Origin of the sequence: Virgibacillus sp. M23, from assembly GCF_034190895.1 — a bacterium.
Lineage (GTDB): Bacteria > Bacillota > Bacilli > Bacillales > Amphibacillaceae > Virgibacillus > Virgibacillus salarius.
The window spans coordinates 1-18,441 of record NZ_JAWDHA010000035.1; the positions used below are offsets into that span (position 1 = coordinate 1).

General features: G+C 37.2%; 16 protein-coding genes and 1 riboswitch. Of the genes, 1 reads left to right on the plus strand and 15 read right to left on the minus strand.

Annotated elements, in window-relative coordinates; genetic code table 11:
- Positions 1 to 289: 289 nt before the first annotated feature.
- The 13 genes from RVS70_RS13615 to pruA form a co-directional block, all read right to left on the minus strand.
- Entirely contained in the window at positions 290 to 1,018 is a 729-nt protein-coding gene (locus tag RVS70_RS13615; protein ID WP_026682005.1) for an SIS domain-containing protein, read from the minus strand.
- 66 nt (positions 1,019 to 1,084) lie between these two features.
- The gene (locus RVS70_RS13620; protein WP_026682004.1) at positions 1,085 to 1,810 is read right to left on the minus strand and encodes a creatininase family protein; all 726 of its coding nucleotides are present in this window, start codon (positions 1,808 to 1,810) and stop codon (positions 1,085 to 1,087) included.
- A 19-nt stretch (positions 1,811 to 1,829) separates the two neighbouring features.
- Positions 1,830 to 2,822, minus strand: a complete 993-nt coding sequence (locus tag RVS70_RS13625) for a phosphotriesterase (RefSeq protein ID WP_026682003.1) — start codon at positions 2,820 to 2,822, stop codon at positions 1,830 to 1,832.
- Positions 2,823 to 3,021: 199 nt separating this feature from the next.
- On the minus strand, positions 3,022 to 4,317 hold the full coding sequence (locus tag RVS70_RS13630) for a PTS ascorbate transporter subunit IIC (protein ID WP_026682002.1): 1,296 nt from the start codon (positions 4,315 to 4,317) through the stop codon (positions 3,022 to 3,024).
- A 40-nt stretch (positions 4,318 to 4,357) separates the two neighbouring features.
- Positions 4,358 to 4,630, minus strand: a complete 273-nt coding sequence (locus RVS70_RS13635) for a PTS sugar transporter subunit IIB (protein WP_026682001.1) — start codon at positions 4,628 to 4,630, stop codon at positions 4,358 to 4,360.
- A gap of 5 nt (positions 4,631 to 4,635) precedes the next feature.
- A complete protein-coding gene (locus RVS70_RS13640; protein WP_026682000.1) occupies positions 4,636 to 5,076 on the minus strand; it encodes a PTS sugar transporter subunit IIA in 441 nt (146 codons plus the stop codon).
- Between the two features lie 32 nt (positions 5,077 to 5,108).
- Positions 5,109 to 7,202 carry a BglG family transcription antiterminator gene (locus tag RVS70_RS13645; protein ID WP_034679319.1) on the minus strand — a complete coding sequence of 698 codons (2,094 nt, stop codon included), beginning with the start codon at positions 7,200 to 7,202 and terminating at the stop codon, positions 5,109 to 5,111.
- A 281-nt stretch (positions 7,203 to 7,483) separates the two neighbouring features.
- Positions 7,484 to 7,663: a hypothetical protein gene (locus tag RVS70_RS13650; RefSeq protein WP_166530246.1), complete on the minus strand. Its 180-nt coding sequence runs from the start codon at positions 7,661 to 7,663 to the stop codon at positions 7,484 to 7,486.
- A gap of 570 nt (positions 7,664 to 8,233) precedes the next feature.
- Entirely contained in the window at positions 8,234 to 9,277 is a 1,044-nt protein-coding gene (locus tag RVS70_RS13655; RefSeq protein ID WP_026681998.1) for a lactonase family protein, read from the minus strand.
- Between the two features lie 96 nt (positions 9,278 to 9,373).
- Complete coding sequence (locus RVS70_RS13660) at positions 9,374 to 9,952, minus strand: TetR/AcrR family transcriptional regulator (protein WP_026681997.1); 579 nt, start codon at positions 9,950 to 9,952, stop codon at positions 9,374 to 9,376.
- 956 nt (positions 9,953 to 10,908) lie between these two features.
- Positions 10,909 to 11,652, minus strand: a complete 744-nt coding sequence (locus RVS70_RS13665) for an SDR family NAD(P)-dependent oxidoreductase (RefSeq protein ID WP_026679814.1) — start codon at positions 11,650 to 11,652, stop codon at positions 10,909 to 10,911.
- 424 nt (positions 11,653 to 12,076) lie between these two features.
- Entirely contained in the window at positions 12,077 to 12,994 is a 918-nt protein-coding gene (locus RVS70_RS13670; protein WP_026679813.1) for a proline dehydrogenase family protein, read from the minus strand.
- Between the two features lie 155 nt (positions 12,995 to 13,149).
- The gene (gene pruA / locus RVS70_RS13675; protein WP_321133704.1) at positions 13,150 to 14,697 is read right to left on the minus strand and encodes an L-glutamate gamma-semialdehyde dehydrogenase; all 1,548 of its coding nucleotides are present in this window, start codon (positions 14,695 to 14,697) and stop codon (positions 13,150 to 13,152) included.
- A gap of 417 nt (positions 14,698 to 15,114) precedes the next feature.
- Here pruA and RVS70_RS13680 point away from each other — a divergent pair, with 417 nt between their 5' ends.
- Complete coding sequence (locus tag RVS70_RS13680; RefSeq protein ID WP_026679811.1) at positions 15,115 to 15,663, plus strand: helix-turn-helix domain-containing protein; 549 nt, start codon at positions 15,115 to 15,117, stop codon at positions 15,661 to 15,663.
- Between the two features lie 164 nt (positions 15,664 to 15,827).
- Here the strand turns inward: RVS70_RS13680 and RVS70_RS13685 are convergent, their stop codons facing one another.
- Together RVS70_RS13685 and RVS70_RS13690 are read right to left on the minus strand one after the other, a co-directional pair.
- Positions 15,828 to 16,394 carry an XRE family transcriptional regulator gene (locus RVS70_RS13685; protein ID WP_308036058.1) on the minus strand — a complete coding sequence of 189 codons (567 nt, stop codon included), beginning with the start codon at positions 16,392 to 16,394 and terminating at the stop codon, positions 15,828 to 15,830.
- A 338-nt stretch (positions 16,395 to 16,732) separates the two neighbouring features.
- On the minus strand, positions 16,733 to 17,845 hold the full coding sequence (locus RVS70_RS13690; RefSeq protein WP_321133707.1) for a 5-methyltetrahydropteroyltriglutamate--homocysteine S-methyltransferase: 1,113 nt from the start codon (positions 17,843 to 17,845) through the stop codon (positions 16,733 to 16,735).
- A gap of 369 nt (positions 17,846 to 18,214) precedes the next feature.
- Positions 18,215 to 18,319: riboswitch (SAM riboswitch) on the minus strand.
- Positions 18,320 to 18,441 lie beyond the last annotated feature (122 nt).

Below are 18,441 nucleotides of genomic sequence, written 5' to 3' on the forward strand. Positions count from 1 at the left end.
GATATTGCTTAGCCATACGTAATCCCTCCAAATTATTCCATTTATAATGTCAGAATAACGAATAACTTTATGGTTTTTAAAATATCCTGCTTAACTTGACGGCTATGGGCCGTGCCCGCGGAAAGCGAAGTAATTAGTCGGAGCATTGCCAATATACATCAAACATTTCAAAATAACTACTTGGCTTAACGCAGTCATTGCACTGATTTTATACTTTCTTAACTTTAAACAAAAAATACTTTCCTTTGCATTACTTATTCATGCAAAGGAAAGTATTTATAATGTTAACTTAAAGTTTAATTCTCTTACTATACCTATCTACTAGCTTTTGATTATGTTCATCTGCTCCTTCAATATTCCCACTCAGAAAGACTGGAGGACTATAGTTATTCTCAGCCATCACTTTAACAGCTTGAGCAAAGATTGCATTCAAAATAGCGGAGCCAATTACGGTTGAACTTGGTGAAAAATTTACCTTTACCTTATCATGAGATAACAGCGCATCTCCAATAGGTGCATGATTATCGATGACAATATCTACAGCATCATACAAATGCTCACCACTCGCATGTCGTGATGGCTGACTAGAAGAATAGGAAATAGATGTAATCCCTACTACAAAAGCGCCTTTTTGGTTTGCTATCCTTGCTACATCCACTGGAACAGGGTTTCGACCAGATGTAGAAATAACAATTAACATATCTCCGTTTTGAATATCTTGTTCGTCCATAAATGTTTCTGCATAATTATTTTTCCTTTCAAGCGTTGAAGATCGTAAAGCACCCTCGTGCAGCATAAGTGGTTCATGTAAAATAGGATGAATAGGCACTAATCCTCCTGCTCGATAGTATACTTCCTCTGTTAAAATGTGAGAATGACCACAACCAAATAAGTGAATCACCCCGTCATGCTCTATCGTTTTTGCCACCTGCTGAGCTACTTGCTGCATTACCTCCTGTTCCTCTTTCTCAACAACAGCTAGTAGTTCTGTAATTTCACGAAAGTATTGCTGGATCATGACAAACAGACCTCCTCAAAATTTTTAAGATTTTACAAATGCTTGTCTCTCTCTTTCTAAACATCGCTAACTCGAAGCCTTTTCAGTTAAAAGCCTCACCATATTCTCAATAGCAATATCTATGATATATTTCCCTTTCTCACTCGTTGCAAGCTTGGCATCACCTAATACAGCTGATTTTGTAAATGTTTCCCATGGAGTTGGAGTAACATCAGCATTAGCTGGAATCTCAGGGATATCCGTAATAGCTTTATCCATATCTACAAAATCCGGAGCTAAATATAGCATATAGGAAGTCTCGATTTCACATGCGTGGAAATAGGTGTTATGAGCTGACTTTGTTTCCCGAACGTCTTCAGCTGCTTGATTCATACCTGGATAAAAGAAATAGAATACTCGTAATTCTGGGCAGGTTTCAAAAAGTACACGAGCCGCTTCCTTCAATGCTGTTCCATTACCTAAATGACCATTAATCATCGCAAACGTAGTAAAGCCTTGCTTGTATAAACTTTCTCCTATATCAACGAGAATCGATATAAGTGATTCATTCTTTAACGTAATGCTTCCTGGAAAATTACGTAAGCTCCAAACTTGGCCATACGGCAATGTCGGTAATACTAATCCATTTACTTGTTCTGCTAGCCTCCTAGCAACACTTTCTGCCAAAATATTGTCCGTACCTAATGGCAAATGTGGACCATGCGCCTCCACAGCACCAATTGGCAAAAGCGCCACTTTACATGTCTTTATCTTTTCTTCAATCTCGTATGAATTTTGATATTGAAATTCCACTTCATTCACCTTCTACGCCTTACTTTTTAAATGAAAAACAGTTAGCAGGGTTTTCTATAAAAAATCTATCAACCAATTGTTCTCCATCAAATCCTTTTTGGTTTGCTTCTTCAATAAAACGTGGTACCCATTTACCAAGAATATTTTCTAATCCCAAACCATGATCGTAATGCTTATAATATGATTTTCTAGCTGTATCTCCGCTAATAAGAATTTGCCTTTCATACCCTTTATCAACTAACTCCAAAATACAGGAAATCCGAGTACTCTCTGGTGCATATTTAATTTTCGAGATACCATCAAAGGAAAGAAGTGCACCTGTCTTTGCAACCTGTTCATGATAAAAAGGATCTGGATTTCGATCCATATGCCCAAAGCTAATAAATTCTAAATTCACACCTTCTGATTTAAGAAGTTCGATTTGTTCTAACGCCATCGTACCTGCTTCTGTATGTGAATGGAGAGGTGCCTTTGTTTCATGATGCGCCCTTGCAACAGCACGTAATGTTTTTTCTTCTAAAGGGGTAATCCGGTTATACCCTGTACCAAATTTCACCTGTCCTCCACGTATTCCCGTTCCTTCAAGACCTTCTTCAATTTCCTTAATAACAACATCAGCAAGATCATTAATGGAAGTTGCATCAATCCACTCATAAAATGTTTGATAATTCCCAATTACTGCTTTTACGTGCTCTGGTACAGGTGCCCCCCATAAGAAGCTTTTATTAAAACCAGCTGTCCCAATGATTGTAATTCCAGTTTCATCAGAAATTTCCTTAACTGCCTTTACATCTCTACCATAATCAATAGCAGTAGCATCAACAATTGCTTGACCACCGAGTTGTTTGAAATCTAAGACATCGAGCTTCGATTTTTCTTTATCATCAAGTAGTAAATCTTCCGCTTGTTTTTCAACCCAATATGGCGGACGACAAACAATATGTTCATGTGAGTATGTTACTCCCAATGTTTTGGGATTAATATCTCCATGAAACGTACGAATAAAGCTCATAAAGTACACACTCCTATCATTTTATTATTATAAGATGGTGTAGTTACACGCCTATATAGTGAAAGGAATATCTCAAAAGTTAGACCTTCTTTTAACAATCTCCTCTTGAGCAAAGCACTGTAAACTTTATACAGTTTCTTCTCCCACAGAAATACCTTCTTACCAATCGAAACCGATGAGATATCCACTTCAAACATTTTTAAAATAACAATTGTGAAAGAAAACGGATAATTGGTCCTAAGATGAACATATCCGAATCTGCTGCCCACATTGCTGTATCTGGAACGGTATCCGGCAAAAGTAGTTTAACCATAACAAATTGGCCCCACGCAACTACTGTAGAAGTAATAAAGCCTGCAATTAATGCTCCTCTTACTCCACCTGTTGCATTTCCAAAAACTCCAGCTGTAGCCGAATGGAAGAATAAAACAATCATTGTCGGAACGAATACATAGCCTACTGTATTTCCTAATACAACTAACCATAGTAAAGAACCAATAAAGGAGCCTAAAAAGCCTAAAATCACGGCATTCGGCGCATATGGAAATACGATTGGGCTATCTAATGCAGGCTTGGCACCAGGAACAATTTTTGTAGCAATCCCTTTAAATGCTGGGACCATTTCTCCGATAAACATTCGCACCCCTAGTAATACAACAGCGATTCCAGCTGCAAAAGTGAAGGATTGGATGATTGCATAGATAATAAAGTTTTGATCACCGGCAGCAGCTACTAGCTCTTGTGCACCTGGTGTATTCTTAAAAGAAATGATAACTGCTCCAACTAGAAATAATAATCCCATGGTTAATGCCGTAATAACATTTGAATCTCTTAGAAATTCTAATCCCTTTGGAAGCTTAATTTTTTCTGAGTCATTCTCTTTGTTTCCAAGAAATTTACCTGCTAATGCGCCAAGTAAGGCTACAGATGCAGAAGTATGACCCAAAGCAATATTGTCGTTACCTGTAATCTTCCGCATAAATGGTTGGGTCAGAGCTGGTTGAATTGTCCAGTATAATCCCATGACAACTGCTAGGAAAATTACCAGCTTTCCAAAGGAGACATCACCAGCTGCTTGAATGACAACACCTGCGAATATCGTTGTCGTCCAAAACATCATATGTCCTGTTAAATAGATGTACTTTAACTTCGTAAAACGTGCTAGCAATACATTGATAATAAAGCCTAATGTCATTGCCAATGTTACAGCGCTCCCATATTTCGCATTAAAGCTTTCTTGCCCCATAAAATTGCCTAATGGCTCCGCTGAGAGGTTGAATACTTCCTTCCACAGAGGCTCAAAAACAGTTAAAGCATTAACAATGACTCCAGATCCAGCACTAATAATTAAAAATCCAATAACAGCCTTAAATGTTCCACTAATTGTTTGACTAACTGATTTCTTTTGCAGTATTAGTCCCAAAAGCACGATAAAGCCTAATAATATCGCTGCCTCACCGAAGACGTTCGTAGCGACCCATACAATAACATCCATCCTTAATTCCTCCCCTTTTATATCTCATTAGTAGTTGTAATTAGTTGCTATCAACATTCTGCTCAATTGCTTGATTAATTTCTTCCATATCAAAATAATTGTTCACAATAATAATTTTTGCAGGATGTCCTATTAGCCCTTCCGATAGCTCATTACTTGTAATAATGTAATCAGCATTCATACTGGAAGCAGTTGAAACATCGGTATGCTCAACATCTGCTCGTATCCCTTTCTCTCTAAGCGCCTGCTCTACATTCATTTTTAAAATTAAGCTTGTTCCTTGACCTAAACCACATACAGTTAATACTTTCATCATTCTTATCTCCCCATTTCGATTATTTTGTTTATATCAGCAATTCCTCTTGCATGAATTAATTGATTAATATTGTCAGCATTATTTAATAGTCCAGTTAATTTCCTTAATAAAACCAAGTGCTCATCGCTAGAAGCCGCTCCTAATCCAAATACCAGACGAACAGGATCGTTTGTTGCATGTCCAAATGGAATCGGTTTTTTAAGTTGGACGAGAGAAACCGAGGCTTCATTTACCCCATCCTCGGGCCTTGCATGAGGTATAGCTATTTGTGGTGCTAGTACAAAATATGGACCATTCGTTTGATAAGCTTGTTTCATTGCCTGAATATAGGACGATTCAATTAATTTTTGCTGTAATAGAAGGTTACCAGCAGCTTCTATTGCCTCTTCAGCATTTGCTACTTCTACATCAAACTGCACCATATTTTCTTCTAAAAATTTCATATGCTTTACACACCTAACTTTTCAAATAATAGTTAATTTTCTTTTGAGTAAACGCGGATAAAATGACTAATTTCACTTTTATCCATTGTCTGGGTAAGATGATTTTTATTTTTCTTATTGGAAAATAACCGTGTCAATTGTGATAAGGCTTTTAAGTGCTGCTCGTTATCCTTTGATGCTAATATGACAAGGATACGAACTTCCTTTCCTAGAATATTGACAGGCTCACGTAAGCCAAGCATACTAAAACCAGTTTTGTTAACACCATCGAAGGGGCCGGCATGAGGTAAGGCAAAATGTTCGGATATTACCACGTATGGCCCACTATTTTTTATATTCTCAATCATTTTTTCAATATAATGATTCTCAATATATTTTTCATATAATAATGGTTTTGCAGCTATTCTAACTGCCTGTTCCCATGTATCTACACGTTCCATTACCTTAATTCGTTGTGGTGGTAATAGTTCATGTAAACTCTGCTTCCCTCCCTCATTATCAAGGTGTACTGGAGCATAGAGATATCTTCTTAATTCCTGACGAAGCGCATCCTCATTGTGAATAGAGGAATAACGCCTTACTATATCTAATATAGTTTCAGCAGAATATCTTTGCTGCTTATTCCCATTGTCAAACAAACTATTCACTTTCTTGAATAACTGTTCTTTATCATCATCATTTAGGACAGGATTAACCACAAAAACAGGAACTCCACGTTGTGGAAGCGCTATGGTAGACACGATGAAATCTATCGTTAATTCCATTTGTTGATATTCTCTTAATGAGGTTACACCTTGAATCTCAATATTGGAAAACAACCCCTCAAGCTGACTTTCTAGGAGTCTTGAAGTCCCTAAACCATTGGTACAAACAATGAGTAATTTCTTAGGTGATTGCTCAAGAATTACTCCCTCTTTACGAAGCCAACCGCCAAAGTGAATCGCAATAAATGCTATTTCATTCTCATCAACTTTTTGATTCATGAGATTTTCAAAATGACGCATTACCTTTTTTGTAATATGGAATACCTCTGGATAATTCTGTTTGACGGATGCAACTAGCGTATTTTCTACTTTAATTCCGTATTTAATTCGGTAATAAGCAGGCTTTAGATGAAGCAAAAGATTCTGAATGATAATATCTGGTTCATCAAACTCAACCGCTGCATATAATTGAAAATCAGCAACCATGTTCTCTACCACGTCAAGCAATGACTGCATTTCTTTATTTGCTAAATCTGGGCCTAAATTATATTTCACTTTGGCACTGAGCAAATATTTAGTGATATAATAAACTTCTTCATGTAAAGCTTGTGGGTTTGACAATCGTTTAAATAGTTGCTCGCATAATAATTTAGCCCCTACATATTCCTCTGTTGCTGCGATGATTTGTTTCTCAATAGGGTCATTCTCAATGACTGCTCCTTTTTCCATTCTCTTCATAAAGAAATGAAACCATATTACTAAGTTGTTTAAAACATCATCGATGATCTCAATCTTAAATTGCTGTTCATACTCGATTAGATACTTGTGGAGAATTTGCAGCCACTCCATACGAAAAATAGAGAATGTTTGTAACGGTGGTATTTCATCCATCAGACTATACCAGCCGTCATTTGGGGTTACGATGGAAAGATAGTGAATCAGCAAATCTCTGACATCGCTTTCATTTCCAGTAATATAATAGCCTTCTCCTCGTTCTGAACTTAGTTGTAATGCATATTCACCTATTTCCCGCTTTAATTTCTTGATGTCTTCAAGAATGGTATTCCGGCTTACTTGTAGAAGCTCTTTTAAATCTTCGATAAAATACGCTTGGCTACTACTAGTTATATGAATATATATCCATGCCCTTCGTTCACCTGCAGAATATTCATAATAGGAATCCTCCATCAACGTGTACTTCTTTATTATTTCCTGTTTCGTTTGATCATCAAGGTATATCCCCTCAGATCTAACTTGTTTAATTGCATCAAACCCATGTTCCTTTAACCAATCATTAACCTTTTCTAAATCATTGTAAATAGACCTTCTTGATACATTAAAAATGGTCGAAAGCTTAGATACCGAGATATAAGCATCCTGTTGAATCAATTGTTTTAAAACTGCCATACTACGTTGATTCATATGATTTCCTCCTACATTCAATCGAAAAAGTAGTATGTCTTATTCTTATTATAATCAACTCGTATTGTCTGAATAAGACCAAATCAATCACAGCCAAATATGCAAAATTGGATTTTGATCCATAAATTTGTCGAGGGGGACAAAACGCCAAAAACAACTTTTTTATAAGGTACATACTTATATTTTCCTAATCAATTAGAAAAACTGAGCAAAATTCGCTCAGTCCTTATCACTAAATGCTCAGGTTTGCGCTTCCTCTAGTAGCTATTATGGAATAATAGCTACTGCTGGACCACCACTCCGGCTACCCACTTCCCTTTCCGTGGGGTTTGTCCTTCAGCTAACTTTTTTAGCAAAACCCGCTCAAAAAAGTGGAACTTCAGGTCAAACATTTCCCACAGGAGTTGAAGTGGCCGGCCTTCGCTATTATCAGGCTCTACAACGCTAGCATGAAGTAACACAGCTGCTTTTTATACTCACGGATAACGATTTTCACTTTACCCATTGTAAAAAAAGGTCAACCTATTACTTATGACAAGAATTGTTGCACCTTCTCATAGCGGAGACTAATTACGTAGACTCCTGCGGGATTAGCGCGAGCCGAAAATCCACTTTGCAACGTGTTCTTCTTTGCAAAGTTAGTTGAGGCCGTGCCCACGGAAAGCGAAGTAATTCGTCGGAGCATTACCAATATACATCAAACATTTCAAAATAACTACTTGGCTTAACGCAGTCATTGCACTGATTTTATACTTTCTTAACTTTGAACAAAAGCACAAGCGCCCGAATAGAAACATAGCGACTGGAGCGAGACAACGGTGATAAAGGAGTCACGGTGAGCTTGCGAGCCGATGATGACTTATCGAAGGGTGATTCGTTTCGTTACCTCGTTTCTAGGCGCTGGAGCTGGACGCGGCTCCACGCGCTCATATTAATCCACAAGAGCGTATTTTATAATTTCTAGGCAATAAAAAACTCACCACTAATACTAAATAGTATTAGTAATGAGCTCTATACACATTAATTATTTTTTACTTTTGTTCATTTAAAAATTTCACACAAACAACTTCGGGAACGTCAACTTCGCTATTCAATTTTGTTAACTTACCCGTCACTTTGTTTCGCTCAAACAAGACCAAATTGCCACTATGCTGATTCGAAGCAACAATAAAGGATTCTGTTGGATCCAAAACAAAGTCACGTGGCCAATCGCCTCCAGTAGCTGTGAATTCAATCAGCGTTAGAAAATCTGTTTCTCCTTCTACTTGAAAGACAGCAATACTATTATGCCCGCGATTTCCTGTATAAAGAAATTTACCGTCCGATGAAATAGAAATTGCACTTGCATCATTCGTATCCGTAAAACCTTCTGGCTTTGCTTTGATTGTTTGTTTTTCAGTAAAGCTTCCATCATCTGCATGATAAGCTAATACAATGACTTCTGAGCTTAGCTCTGTTAGTAAATAAGCAGTCTTTTCGTTTGGGTGAAAAACGATATGCCGGGGACCACTTCCTGGTTTTATAGAAAGTGTATCATGCCGTATCAATTCACCTGCTTCTATACGATAGGTAACAAGTTCATCTGTTCCTAGGTCACATACTACTACATAGTTTCCATCTGGTGTAAAGCCAGCAAAATGAACATGGGATTTTTCTTGTCGTTCATGGGGACCATTACCTTCATGTTTTACAAATTGCCCTAGCTCAAGGGAACCATCCTTATTAACCGAATATAGACCAACTTCACCTTTATGATAATTTCCAATCACCAATTTTCCATCACGAATACTTACATGGCATGGCGCTCTTCCTTCCAGCAACTGTTCATTAATTTGATTTAATGTATGTGTTTCTGCGTTTATCGCATAAGCACGCATTCCACCTAATTCTCCGTCTTGTCCAACTGAAAATAGGTAGCGATCATCCTCGCTTATTGTTAGATAGGTAGGACTTCCAACAGAAGCTACTGCTTGAACAGCCTGTAATTTTTTAGCTTCGCTGTCGAGCTCAAAACAATAGATTCCCTTACTTTGTTCTCTTGTATAGGTTCCTGCAAATCCAATATACTTTGTCATTCTACCCTTCCTTTTCTCAGTGAATATATAGTAAGATTCTACGTTTAAATCTACTAAATGTAAACCTACATCCATGGATAAATTCTTGAAAGGTCCCTAGCTTCTTAATGCTCCATGCAATATAAAATCTACGAATTGTTCAATCTTTTGTTCATCAAACAAAGATGTTTGCTTTCCTTTGTGAATCCGATGATGTGTACTCATTGCAATAATAGAAGATATGATTCCGACATTTAGCAATTCAAAATCGCAAACACCACTTAAATCTCCATTGTTAATTCGTACTTGTAATTCCTTACTAACTTCATTTTGTTCATATGTATATTGCACGTATTTTTTCGATATTTCCTCATGCAAGGGCGTTTCACGGAACAAGATAGCGTACTGTTCAAAATTCGTTAAGACAGCACGAGTTAATTGTCGTACATATAATTCCAAAAGCTCCTCTGTCCGTTTATGATGTAAACTACTACTTTCTGGTATTTCTAATTTTTCATGCGAAATTGTTTCCATTAAAAGATCGAGCTTACTATTAAAGTACTTATAGATCGTCGCTTCCGATACGCCACATTGATCAGCAATATGCATCGTTTTTGTCATATCGTAACCTTTTTCAGCAAAGAGCTTTCTAGATTGCTCAACGATCATTTGTCTTGTTTTTTGACCTTTTCTCAAGAGACTAGAGCCCCCTTTCTAAGAAAAACTGAGCAAAATTCGCTCATTCCTTATCACTAAATGCTCAGATTTACGCTTCCTCTAGTAGCTATTATGGAATAATAGCTACTGCTTGAACACCACTCCGGCTGCCCACTTCCCTTTCCGTGGGGTTTGTCCTTCAGCTAACTTTTTTTAGCAAAATCCGCTCAAAAAAAGTGGATCTTCAGGTCAAACATTTCCCACAGGAGTTGAAGTGGCCGGCCTTCGCTATTATCAGGCTCTACAACGCTAGCATGAAGTAACACAGCTGCTTTTATACTCACGGATAGCGATTTTCACTTTACCCATTGTAAAAAAAGTCAACCTATTTCTTATGACAAGAATTGTTGCACCTTCTCATAGCGGAGACTAATTACGTAGACTCCTGCGGGAATTGCGCGAGCCGAAAATCCACTTTGCAACGTGTTCTTCTTTGCAAAGTTAGTTAAGGCCGTGCCCGCGGAAAGCGAAGTAATTAGTCGGAGCATTGCCAATATACATCAAACATTTCAAAATAACTACTTGGCTTAACGCAGTCATTGCACTGATTTTATACTTTCTTAACTTATAAGAAAAACTTGGCTTTTCGCCAAGTAATTGCGAAAACCTTAGTTTCTACATATACATTGTACTTAAAAATGTTCGCTACGTTGCTTAGTCGACTAAGCTAAAGTTTTATATCTTCCTAACGTGAAGAGCAAAAGCGTAAGCACCCGATTAGAAACATAGCGACTGGAGCGAGTCAATGGAGATAAAGAAATTATGATGTGCTTTCTAGCCAATGATGACTTATCGCAGAAAGATTCGTGAAGTCGCTTAGTTTCTGGGCTCTGGAGCTAGGCGCGACCCAACACGGCCATATCCACATGGACAAATTTTATAATTCCTAGACAAAAAAGTAAGGCTGGAGGAATCACCAGCCTTACTATTATAACTTATTTGAATGATGCATAACCATCATCAAGCATAACAATACTTCCATTAATAACATCTGCTTCTTTTAGTGATAGTAAATAGACAGCATTAGCAATGGCCTCTGGTTGAATCAACTGCTCGCGCATTTGCTGTTTCTTCAAATGTTCCAACATCCCTTTATCTTTATAACCTTGAATAATTGGCGTATCAACCCCACCTGGAGCAACACCAACTACGCGAATAGCAAATGGTGCGAGCTCTAGTGCTGCAGTTTGTGTCATCATTCGTACTGCACCCTTACTTGCTTGATAAGCAAATGTACCTTTATTTGCCATATAACCGAATACGGAAGCAGTGTTAATAATAACACCATTTACATTCAATTCCTTCATTTTACGACCTGCTGCGAAGATTCCATATGCCACACCGTGTTGATTCACACCTATTGTTTTATGATAAGAATCTATATTCGGCTCAAGGATTGATCCCATATCGCCAATTCCAGCATTATTAAACATTACATCTATGGATCCATATAACTCCACTGCTTTATTCACTAGGTTTTGTACGTCCTCTTGTTTGGAAACATCTGTTTTTATGAATGTAGCTTTACCGCCATCTTTAGTAATTTGCTTAGCTATATCTTGACCACTTCCATTCAAATCAGCAACTACTACCTTATCCCCTTCTTGCGCAAATTTTAACGCAGTTGCACGTCCAATTCCACTTGCGGCACCTGTTATAACTACTACTCTATCTGCCATCAAAGACACCCCTTTATCTTATTCACTAAAAAGTAAGTAAGTATTCACTTACTTTTTATAATACTAGCATACGCCTTTTTTTATAGATAAGCAATTATGTGAACTGGATAACCTAATGATGGCGGTATCATTTTTAGGGGTTATCCTGTCAATTATATACGGAATAAACAGTAATAGAAAAGTGCAAGCGCAATTTGAGAAGGTAGCTTATCATCCATCAACCCAAATTAGCAGCTTGCACGTAATAAAAATTTTTTCATATAGCTGATAGTAAGCCCTCCGTTTCAATAGTTCGAGTAGTCGTATTGTCGACTACTAGTAAAGCGTTGATTCGTTTTGGCCTACATAGAATTATAATATAAAGATTGTTGCTAGTAGCGGACCACTTTCGTTATACCTCAGAAGGACTGAAGTAACCTTAACTTTATTTTTTAAAGATTCCTTTCAACACAAAGGCAACGTTGGCAGGTCGTTCTGCTAAGCGACGCATATTATATCCAAACCAATCGTCACCATAAGGCATATAAACGCGCACCTTATACCCCTCTTCAATCAATCGTTCTTGAAGTTCAATTCGGATACCATACAGCATTTGAAACTCAAATTGATCTCTGGGAATAGCATGTGTTTTTTCCAGTTCTTTTGTATATGCAATAATATCATCATCATGTGTAGCTACAGCTGTGTAGTTACCATTTAACAGATTCTTCTTAATGATCTTTTTATAATTCTCATCGACATCCTGTTTATTTGGAAAGGCAACCTTTTCGGATTCTTTATAAGCACCTTTTACAAGCCGCAAATATGGGTTAAACTCATTTAGTGCATCTAAATCCTCTTCTACACGATAAAGATAAGCTTGTAGTACCGTTCCAAGATTATCAAATTCCTGCCTCAATGATTTAAAAATGGTTAACGTTTGTTCCGTTCGTTCATAATCTTCCATATCAATTGTGACAATGACTCCATACTCTTTCCCTGTCTGTAGTATTCTACGCATATTTCCCATGACAAGCTCATAAGAAATATCCATACCAAGTGAGGTTAATTTCAACGACAATTGTGCATTCAGATCTTTTTCCGCAATGACCTTAATTGCATGAATGCATTCCTCAGTAGATTGCCTCGCTTCTTCTTCATTGTCAATGAATTCTCCCAAGTGATCGACAGTTACTTCAAACCCCTTATCGTTTAATTCTTTAATCTTCTCAGCTGCACCATTAATATCTACTCCTGCGACAAATCGCGATGCTCCAAACCGAAAACCGTATTTCTTTGCTGCTTTCGTTAGTGGTTTATTATTTGATAAAAATAAAAAGAAATTACGCATGATTTGTTCCAAGTTGATCCTCCCCCAAACTTCACTAATTTTCTAAAAAATATGTTCAAAAGATCAGGTAAAAAGGAATTCGCTCTTCCTTTTTACCTTTCTTTTTGAACATGCATTTCCACTTCATTATTTGTAAAGCATTGCAGGAAAGATAGTTAATGTATTATTTACAGCATTTCAGAACTTGTTTTACCTTGCATATGATGGATAAGATAATCTGGTCCACCTGCTTTTGAATCTGTTCCAGACATGTTAAATCCACCAAATGGCTGATAGCCTACAATGGCTGCTGTACAACCGCGATTGAAGTACAGGTTACCTACATGAAAATCCTGACGTGCTTGTTCTTGATGCGTACGATTATTTGTAATTACTGCACCAGTTAAGCCATACTCGGTATTGTTGGCTATATCAATGGCCTCATCAAAACTTTTCGCCTTCGTTAATGCAACCACAGGTCCAAATATTTCTTCTTGCATGATACGAGCCTCTGGATCAACATCTCCAAACACCGTTGGATTTACAAACCAGCCTTTGCTGTCGTCACCTGTACCACCGACTAATAAGTCTCCTTCTTTCTTCCCAACCTCGATATAATCCATAATTTTATCATAAGCTCCTTGATCAATGACCGGACCCATGAAATGGGAATTATCATAAGGATTTCCTGCCGATAACTCGCTGGTAAGTTCTACAACTCTATTTTTCACTTCATCATAGACATCTTCATGAATGACAGCGCGAGAACATGCTGAACATTTCTGTCCAGAAAATCCAAAAGCGGATTGTACAATTGATTCAGCTGCTAATTCTAAATCTGCTTCATTATCAACAACAATAGTATCTTTTCCACCCATTTCAATAATTGTTCGTTTCAACCATTTCTGACCTTCTTGTACTTTTGCCGCACGTTCAAAAATACGGGTACCTACATCACGAGAACCAGTAAAACTTATGAAACGCGTACGTGAGTGATCAACTAAATAATCGCCTACTTCTTTCCCAGGACCAGGAATGTAGTTAATAACTCCTGCTGGCATTCCTGCTTCTTCCAATACTTCCATCAGTTTATAAGCGATAACTGGAGTCGCACTTGCTGGTTTCAATAAAACGGTATTTCCAGTTACCATTGCTGCTACAGTAGTACCTGCCATAATCGCAAACAAGAAGTTCCAAGGAGAAATAACCACACCTACGCCTAATGGAATGTAATGATATTGGTTATATTCAATTGGACGGCTATTCACTTTAACTCCATCTTTTAATTCAAGCATTTGACGTCCGTAATATTCTAGGAAATCAATAGCTTCTGCTGTATCTGCATCTGCTTCCTTCCATGGTTTACCGCCTTCTTTGATTAAATGGGCAGTGAACTCATGCTTTCTGCGACGAATGATCGCAGCAGATCTAAATAAGATATCTGCACGGAATTTCGGATCCGATTTTCTCCAAGTTTCAAACGTTTTATCTGCAACTTGCATTGCTTTCTCAGCTAATTCTTTATTTGCTTTAGAAACATAGCCAATTACTTCCTCTTTATCGGCAGGATTAACAGAAACGATTTTTTCCTCTGTTGTAATACGTTCACCACCAATAATTAATGGGTATTCCTTACCTAAATCCTTCTCTACCTTTTTCAATGCAGCTAGCATTTGCTGTCTATTCTCTTCCACCGTAAAATCTGTAAAGGGTTCATGTGTATAAGGTACGACCATGTATAAAAACCTCCTAAATATAGTTTACTAGTTTCCAATTATTGAAAACGTTTTCAACATCAATGAAAATAATCAACCCTTAAGCGTATACATTGCTCATTAATTTAACTATTACTGTAATCAATAAGATGGCTAGCCTGTTACGGGTTGTTCATTAATGCTCAGAAGAAACTCTAAAAGCTAAAGCTGTTGTGAAATTCGAACTAAGAAAATTTTCTAATAATTTAAAGCGAAACTATTTAAGTATTACTTAAATTATGTTTAAATAAATTATAAGATATTTTTTGCTTTTTCGTCAACTGTTTTCTCATACAATTCTATAAAACTAGGCAAAAAGGACTATCAAAATATTCACAAAGTCTAAGCTGATCTTTTATATCTACAAGTTATCAATTGGGATAAGGGGAGAAATAAACCATGAACCACACACAAAACCTTGGAAGTAAAGTGAAGAACCTACGAAAACAAAAAAAGTTAACACTAAAACAAGTTTCTGAAAAAACCGGACTTTCCATTAGTTTTTTATCACAATTGGAGCATTCCAAAACTTCTGCTACCCTTCTATCTTTAAAACGAATTTCTGAAGCACTTGGAGTGAATCCAAGTTATTTCTTCTCATCATCTATGGATAACTCACGATCAGCAATCACAAGAAATATTGTTGATATGGCAAACTTAACTGAAAATCGATTTATTTATAAGGATTTAACCGGAGGAATGGAGAACCCACTTTTTGTTCCGAATCTTATCATTCTTAACCCAGGAGATAATCGAGGCAATAATTTTTCACACAAAGGACAGGAGTTTCTATATGTGTTAGAAGGCACGCTTACCATTGAAGTTGATTATGAGGAAGCCATTTTACAACCATATGATTGTATATTCTTAGATTCTTCAACACCACATAATTGGTATAATTATACGGACAAACCAATAAAGTTCCTATGTATTTCTTCCAGAGAATAGATATTCCATAAAGTACATGTTGATACAGCAATCTAGACCTTTGAATACTCCTGTTGGGGTGGCTGCCGTGTAAAGCCTAAAATAATTGGATTCATCCACAGGAGTCGGTCAGCCAAATCAGTTGCTCAAGAGGAGGCTGTCTTTTGGGACAGCTCCTTGTCTGATTACAAATGATTATCGATAAACACTGTTAGTACCCTCGCTGGTTCATTATTAACGGGAATAAATAAATGTGACTTATTTCCTTTAAAAAAAGCACTATCTCCTTTTTCCATGTAATGCTTCTCATCTTCATAAAGTAAATGGATAGCTCCCTCTAAAATATAAATAAACTCATCTTGGGAGTGCGTATAGGTCTCTTCGCGGACATTCATATCCCGAGGAGTTACATGAACAATAGTAGGTTCAATTCCTGTAAACCGCGAACGATTTGCCAGCAATTCATAGGAGTAACCCATATTCTCATCACCTACTTTAAATTGCCGTTCTGTATGAGGGAGTAAAACAAGATCTCGATCATCATGATCATCCAAAATCCAGGTTAGTGGTACTTCTAATTCTTCACTAATTTTGGATAAAGTGGCAATTGCTGAAGCTGTCTGTCCATTTTCAATTTTAGATAAAAGGCTTTTGGAGATTCCACATGCTTCCGCTACCTGCTGTTGTGTTTTTTTCATACGCAAGCGCATTTGCTTAATTTTCTTACCTATATTATTAAGATTTATTGCAATTCTCTCCTTCCGCTAGTGGTCACACGTTCTATAAACTTCTTTAATGATAGAATAGAACGAAACTATCGTCAATCCGAACATACAGATAATCACTGCCTATAGATTTAATCACATACAAGCAGAGTGTGCTGTTTTTTTAGCTAGTTCTGTTTACTTTGCTAATATTAACGGGTCAAAGCACCCTTCCTTTCGTTAGGTAACATCACCATTTAAAAAAATGAATGATAAAGCACCCAACTACATTCCGAATATACTGATATGCTCGAAAGGTAATTCGGAGTTACTTTATCTTCATTCATTCAAAATGGTTTAATATAAGCGGCTACTAATATGCTTTCTTACTTCCACACATCCTTAGCGATATCTACTACATGTCTAACCTTATTCCATTGCTCTTCTTCTGTTATCAGATTACCTTCTTCTGTAGAAGCGAAACCGCATTGCGGACTAAGACAGAGCTGTTCATACGGAAGGTAGTTAGCAGCTTCAGCAATACGTTTCTTAATAACATCTTTATCTTCCAGCTCTGGGAACTTAGAAGTAACTAATCCTAAGACTACACAAAGATCATCTCTGTTCACATAGGATAAAGGCTCGAAACCTCCAGATCGCTCGTCATCAAATTCAAGGAAAAGCCCGTCCACATTCAACCCAGCGAAAATGGTTTCAGAAACAGCATCATAAGAACCTGTACTGAAATAATGGGAACGATAATTGCCTCGACAAATATGCATGGTGATAAGTAAATCTTTAGGCCTTTCAGCAATCGATTCATTAATCACACGTTTGCAAATATCCCTTAGTTTTTCTGGATTCATGCCCTTTGCTTGCAGTGAGGAAATCCCTTCTTCTGATAGAAAGGATGCCCATGATGTGTCATCTAACTGAAGGTAACGACAACCTGCATCATAAAATGCCTGAATTGCTTGTTGATAAGCCATAATCACATCTGGAACAAGGTCTTCGATTGTTTGATAAATATCTGTATCAAATCCAGCACGAACGAGTAACATGTTCGGACTTGGGATCGTCTGTTTGGTAACATGACGGTTCCCTACCACTTCATTCAGAAACTTAAAATCTGCGAGAAATGGATGCTCTTTATTAAACTCCACCTTTCCAGTAACATGAATGGAATGCTTTTTTGTCTCAATTCCAGCAAATTTCAAGCCATTATTTGGCTCAAATCCCTCAACACCATTTAAATTCTCTAAAAAGTCGAAATGCCACCAAGAACGCCGAAGTTCTCCATCGGTTATAGCCATTAGCCCAGCTGCCTTTTGTTTCTCTACTAGCTTAATAATTTCTGCATCTTCAATTGCTCTTCGTTGTTTTTCACTAATTTCTCCTTTAGCATATTGAGATCTCGCGTGCTTGATACGATCTGTTCTTAGAAAGCTACCTACATGATCTCCTTTGAAAGGTGCTATTCGTTCTACTGCTGTTGTCAATGTATCCACTCCTTTATAGTTATAAAAAGGCTGAGACAAAAGAATGAAGAAACAATTAAAAACGAACAATGATTGGTTGAAAATTAATTATCGTTCGTATTGATCAGAATCATTCATTTAGCACCTGAAATAAGCGAGACTCCGGCCGTAACACCACGAGTCCGAAGATCCACTAGAAAAAGCGTTTTCCTTACCAAGTTAGCTGAGACCGTTCCCGCGGAAAGCGAGTATATTTCACGATGCTGGAATGATACTCCTATTGATAACATGATTATTCGTATTTTGAGTAAATAAGTGTGTTTTGCCTCAGCCTCGTTAAAAAGAACCCTTCTGCTAAGAAGGGTTCTTTTGTATACATACATCGTCACCTTCTCATCTTTCAAGTTTATAAAACTTGCTAGAAGTAGCACCTTATTTATAAAACAGGTTGCTGAGGTGTCTTCAGGCTAGTCCCTCGACCTCTCTAGATAAGAATATTATGTAATTATTTAAATAATTAAAACTATCATAGCAATTCTATTAAAAAATAGCAAAAGATTCCTCACACTATTTAATAACTGCTGTCCATTTCACCCTTTCTAATAGCTTTATTGACA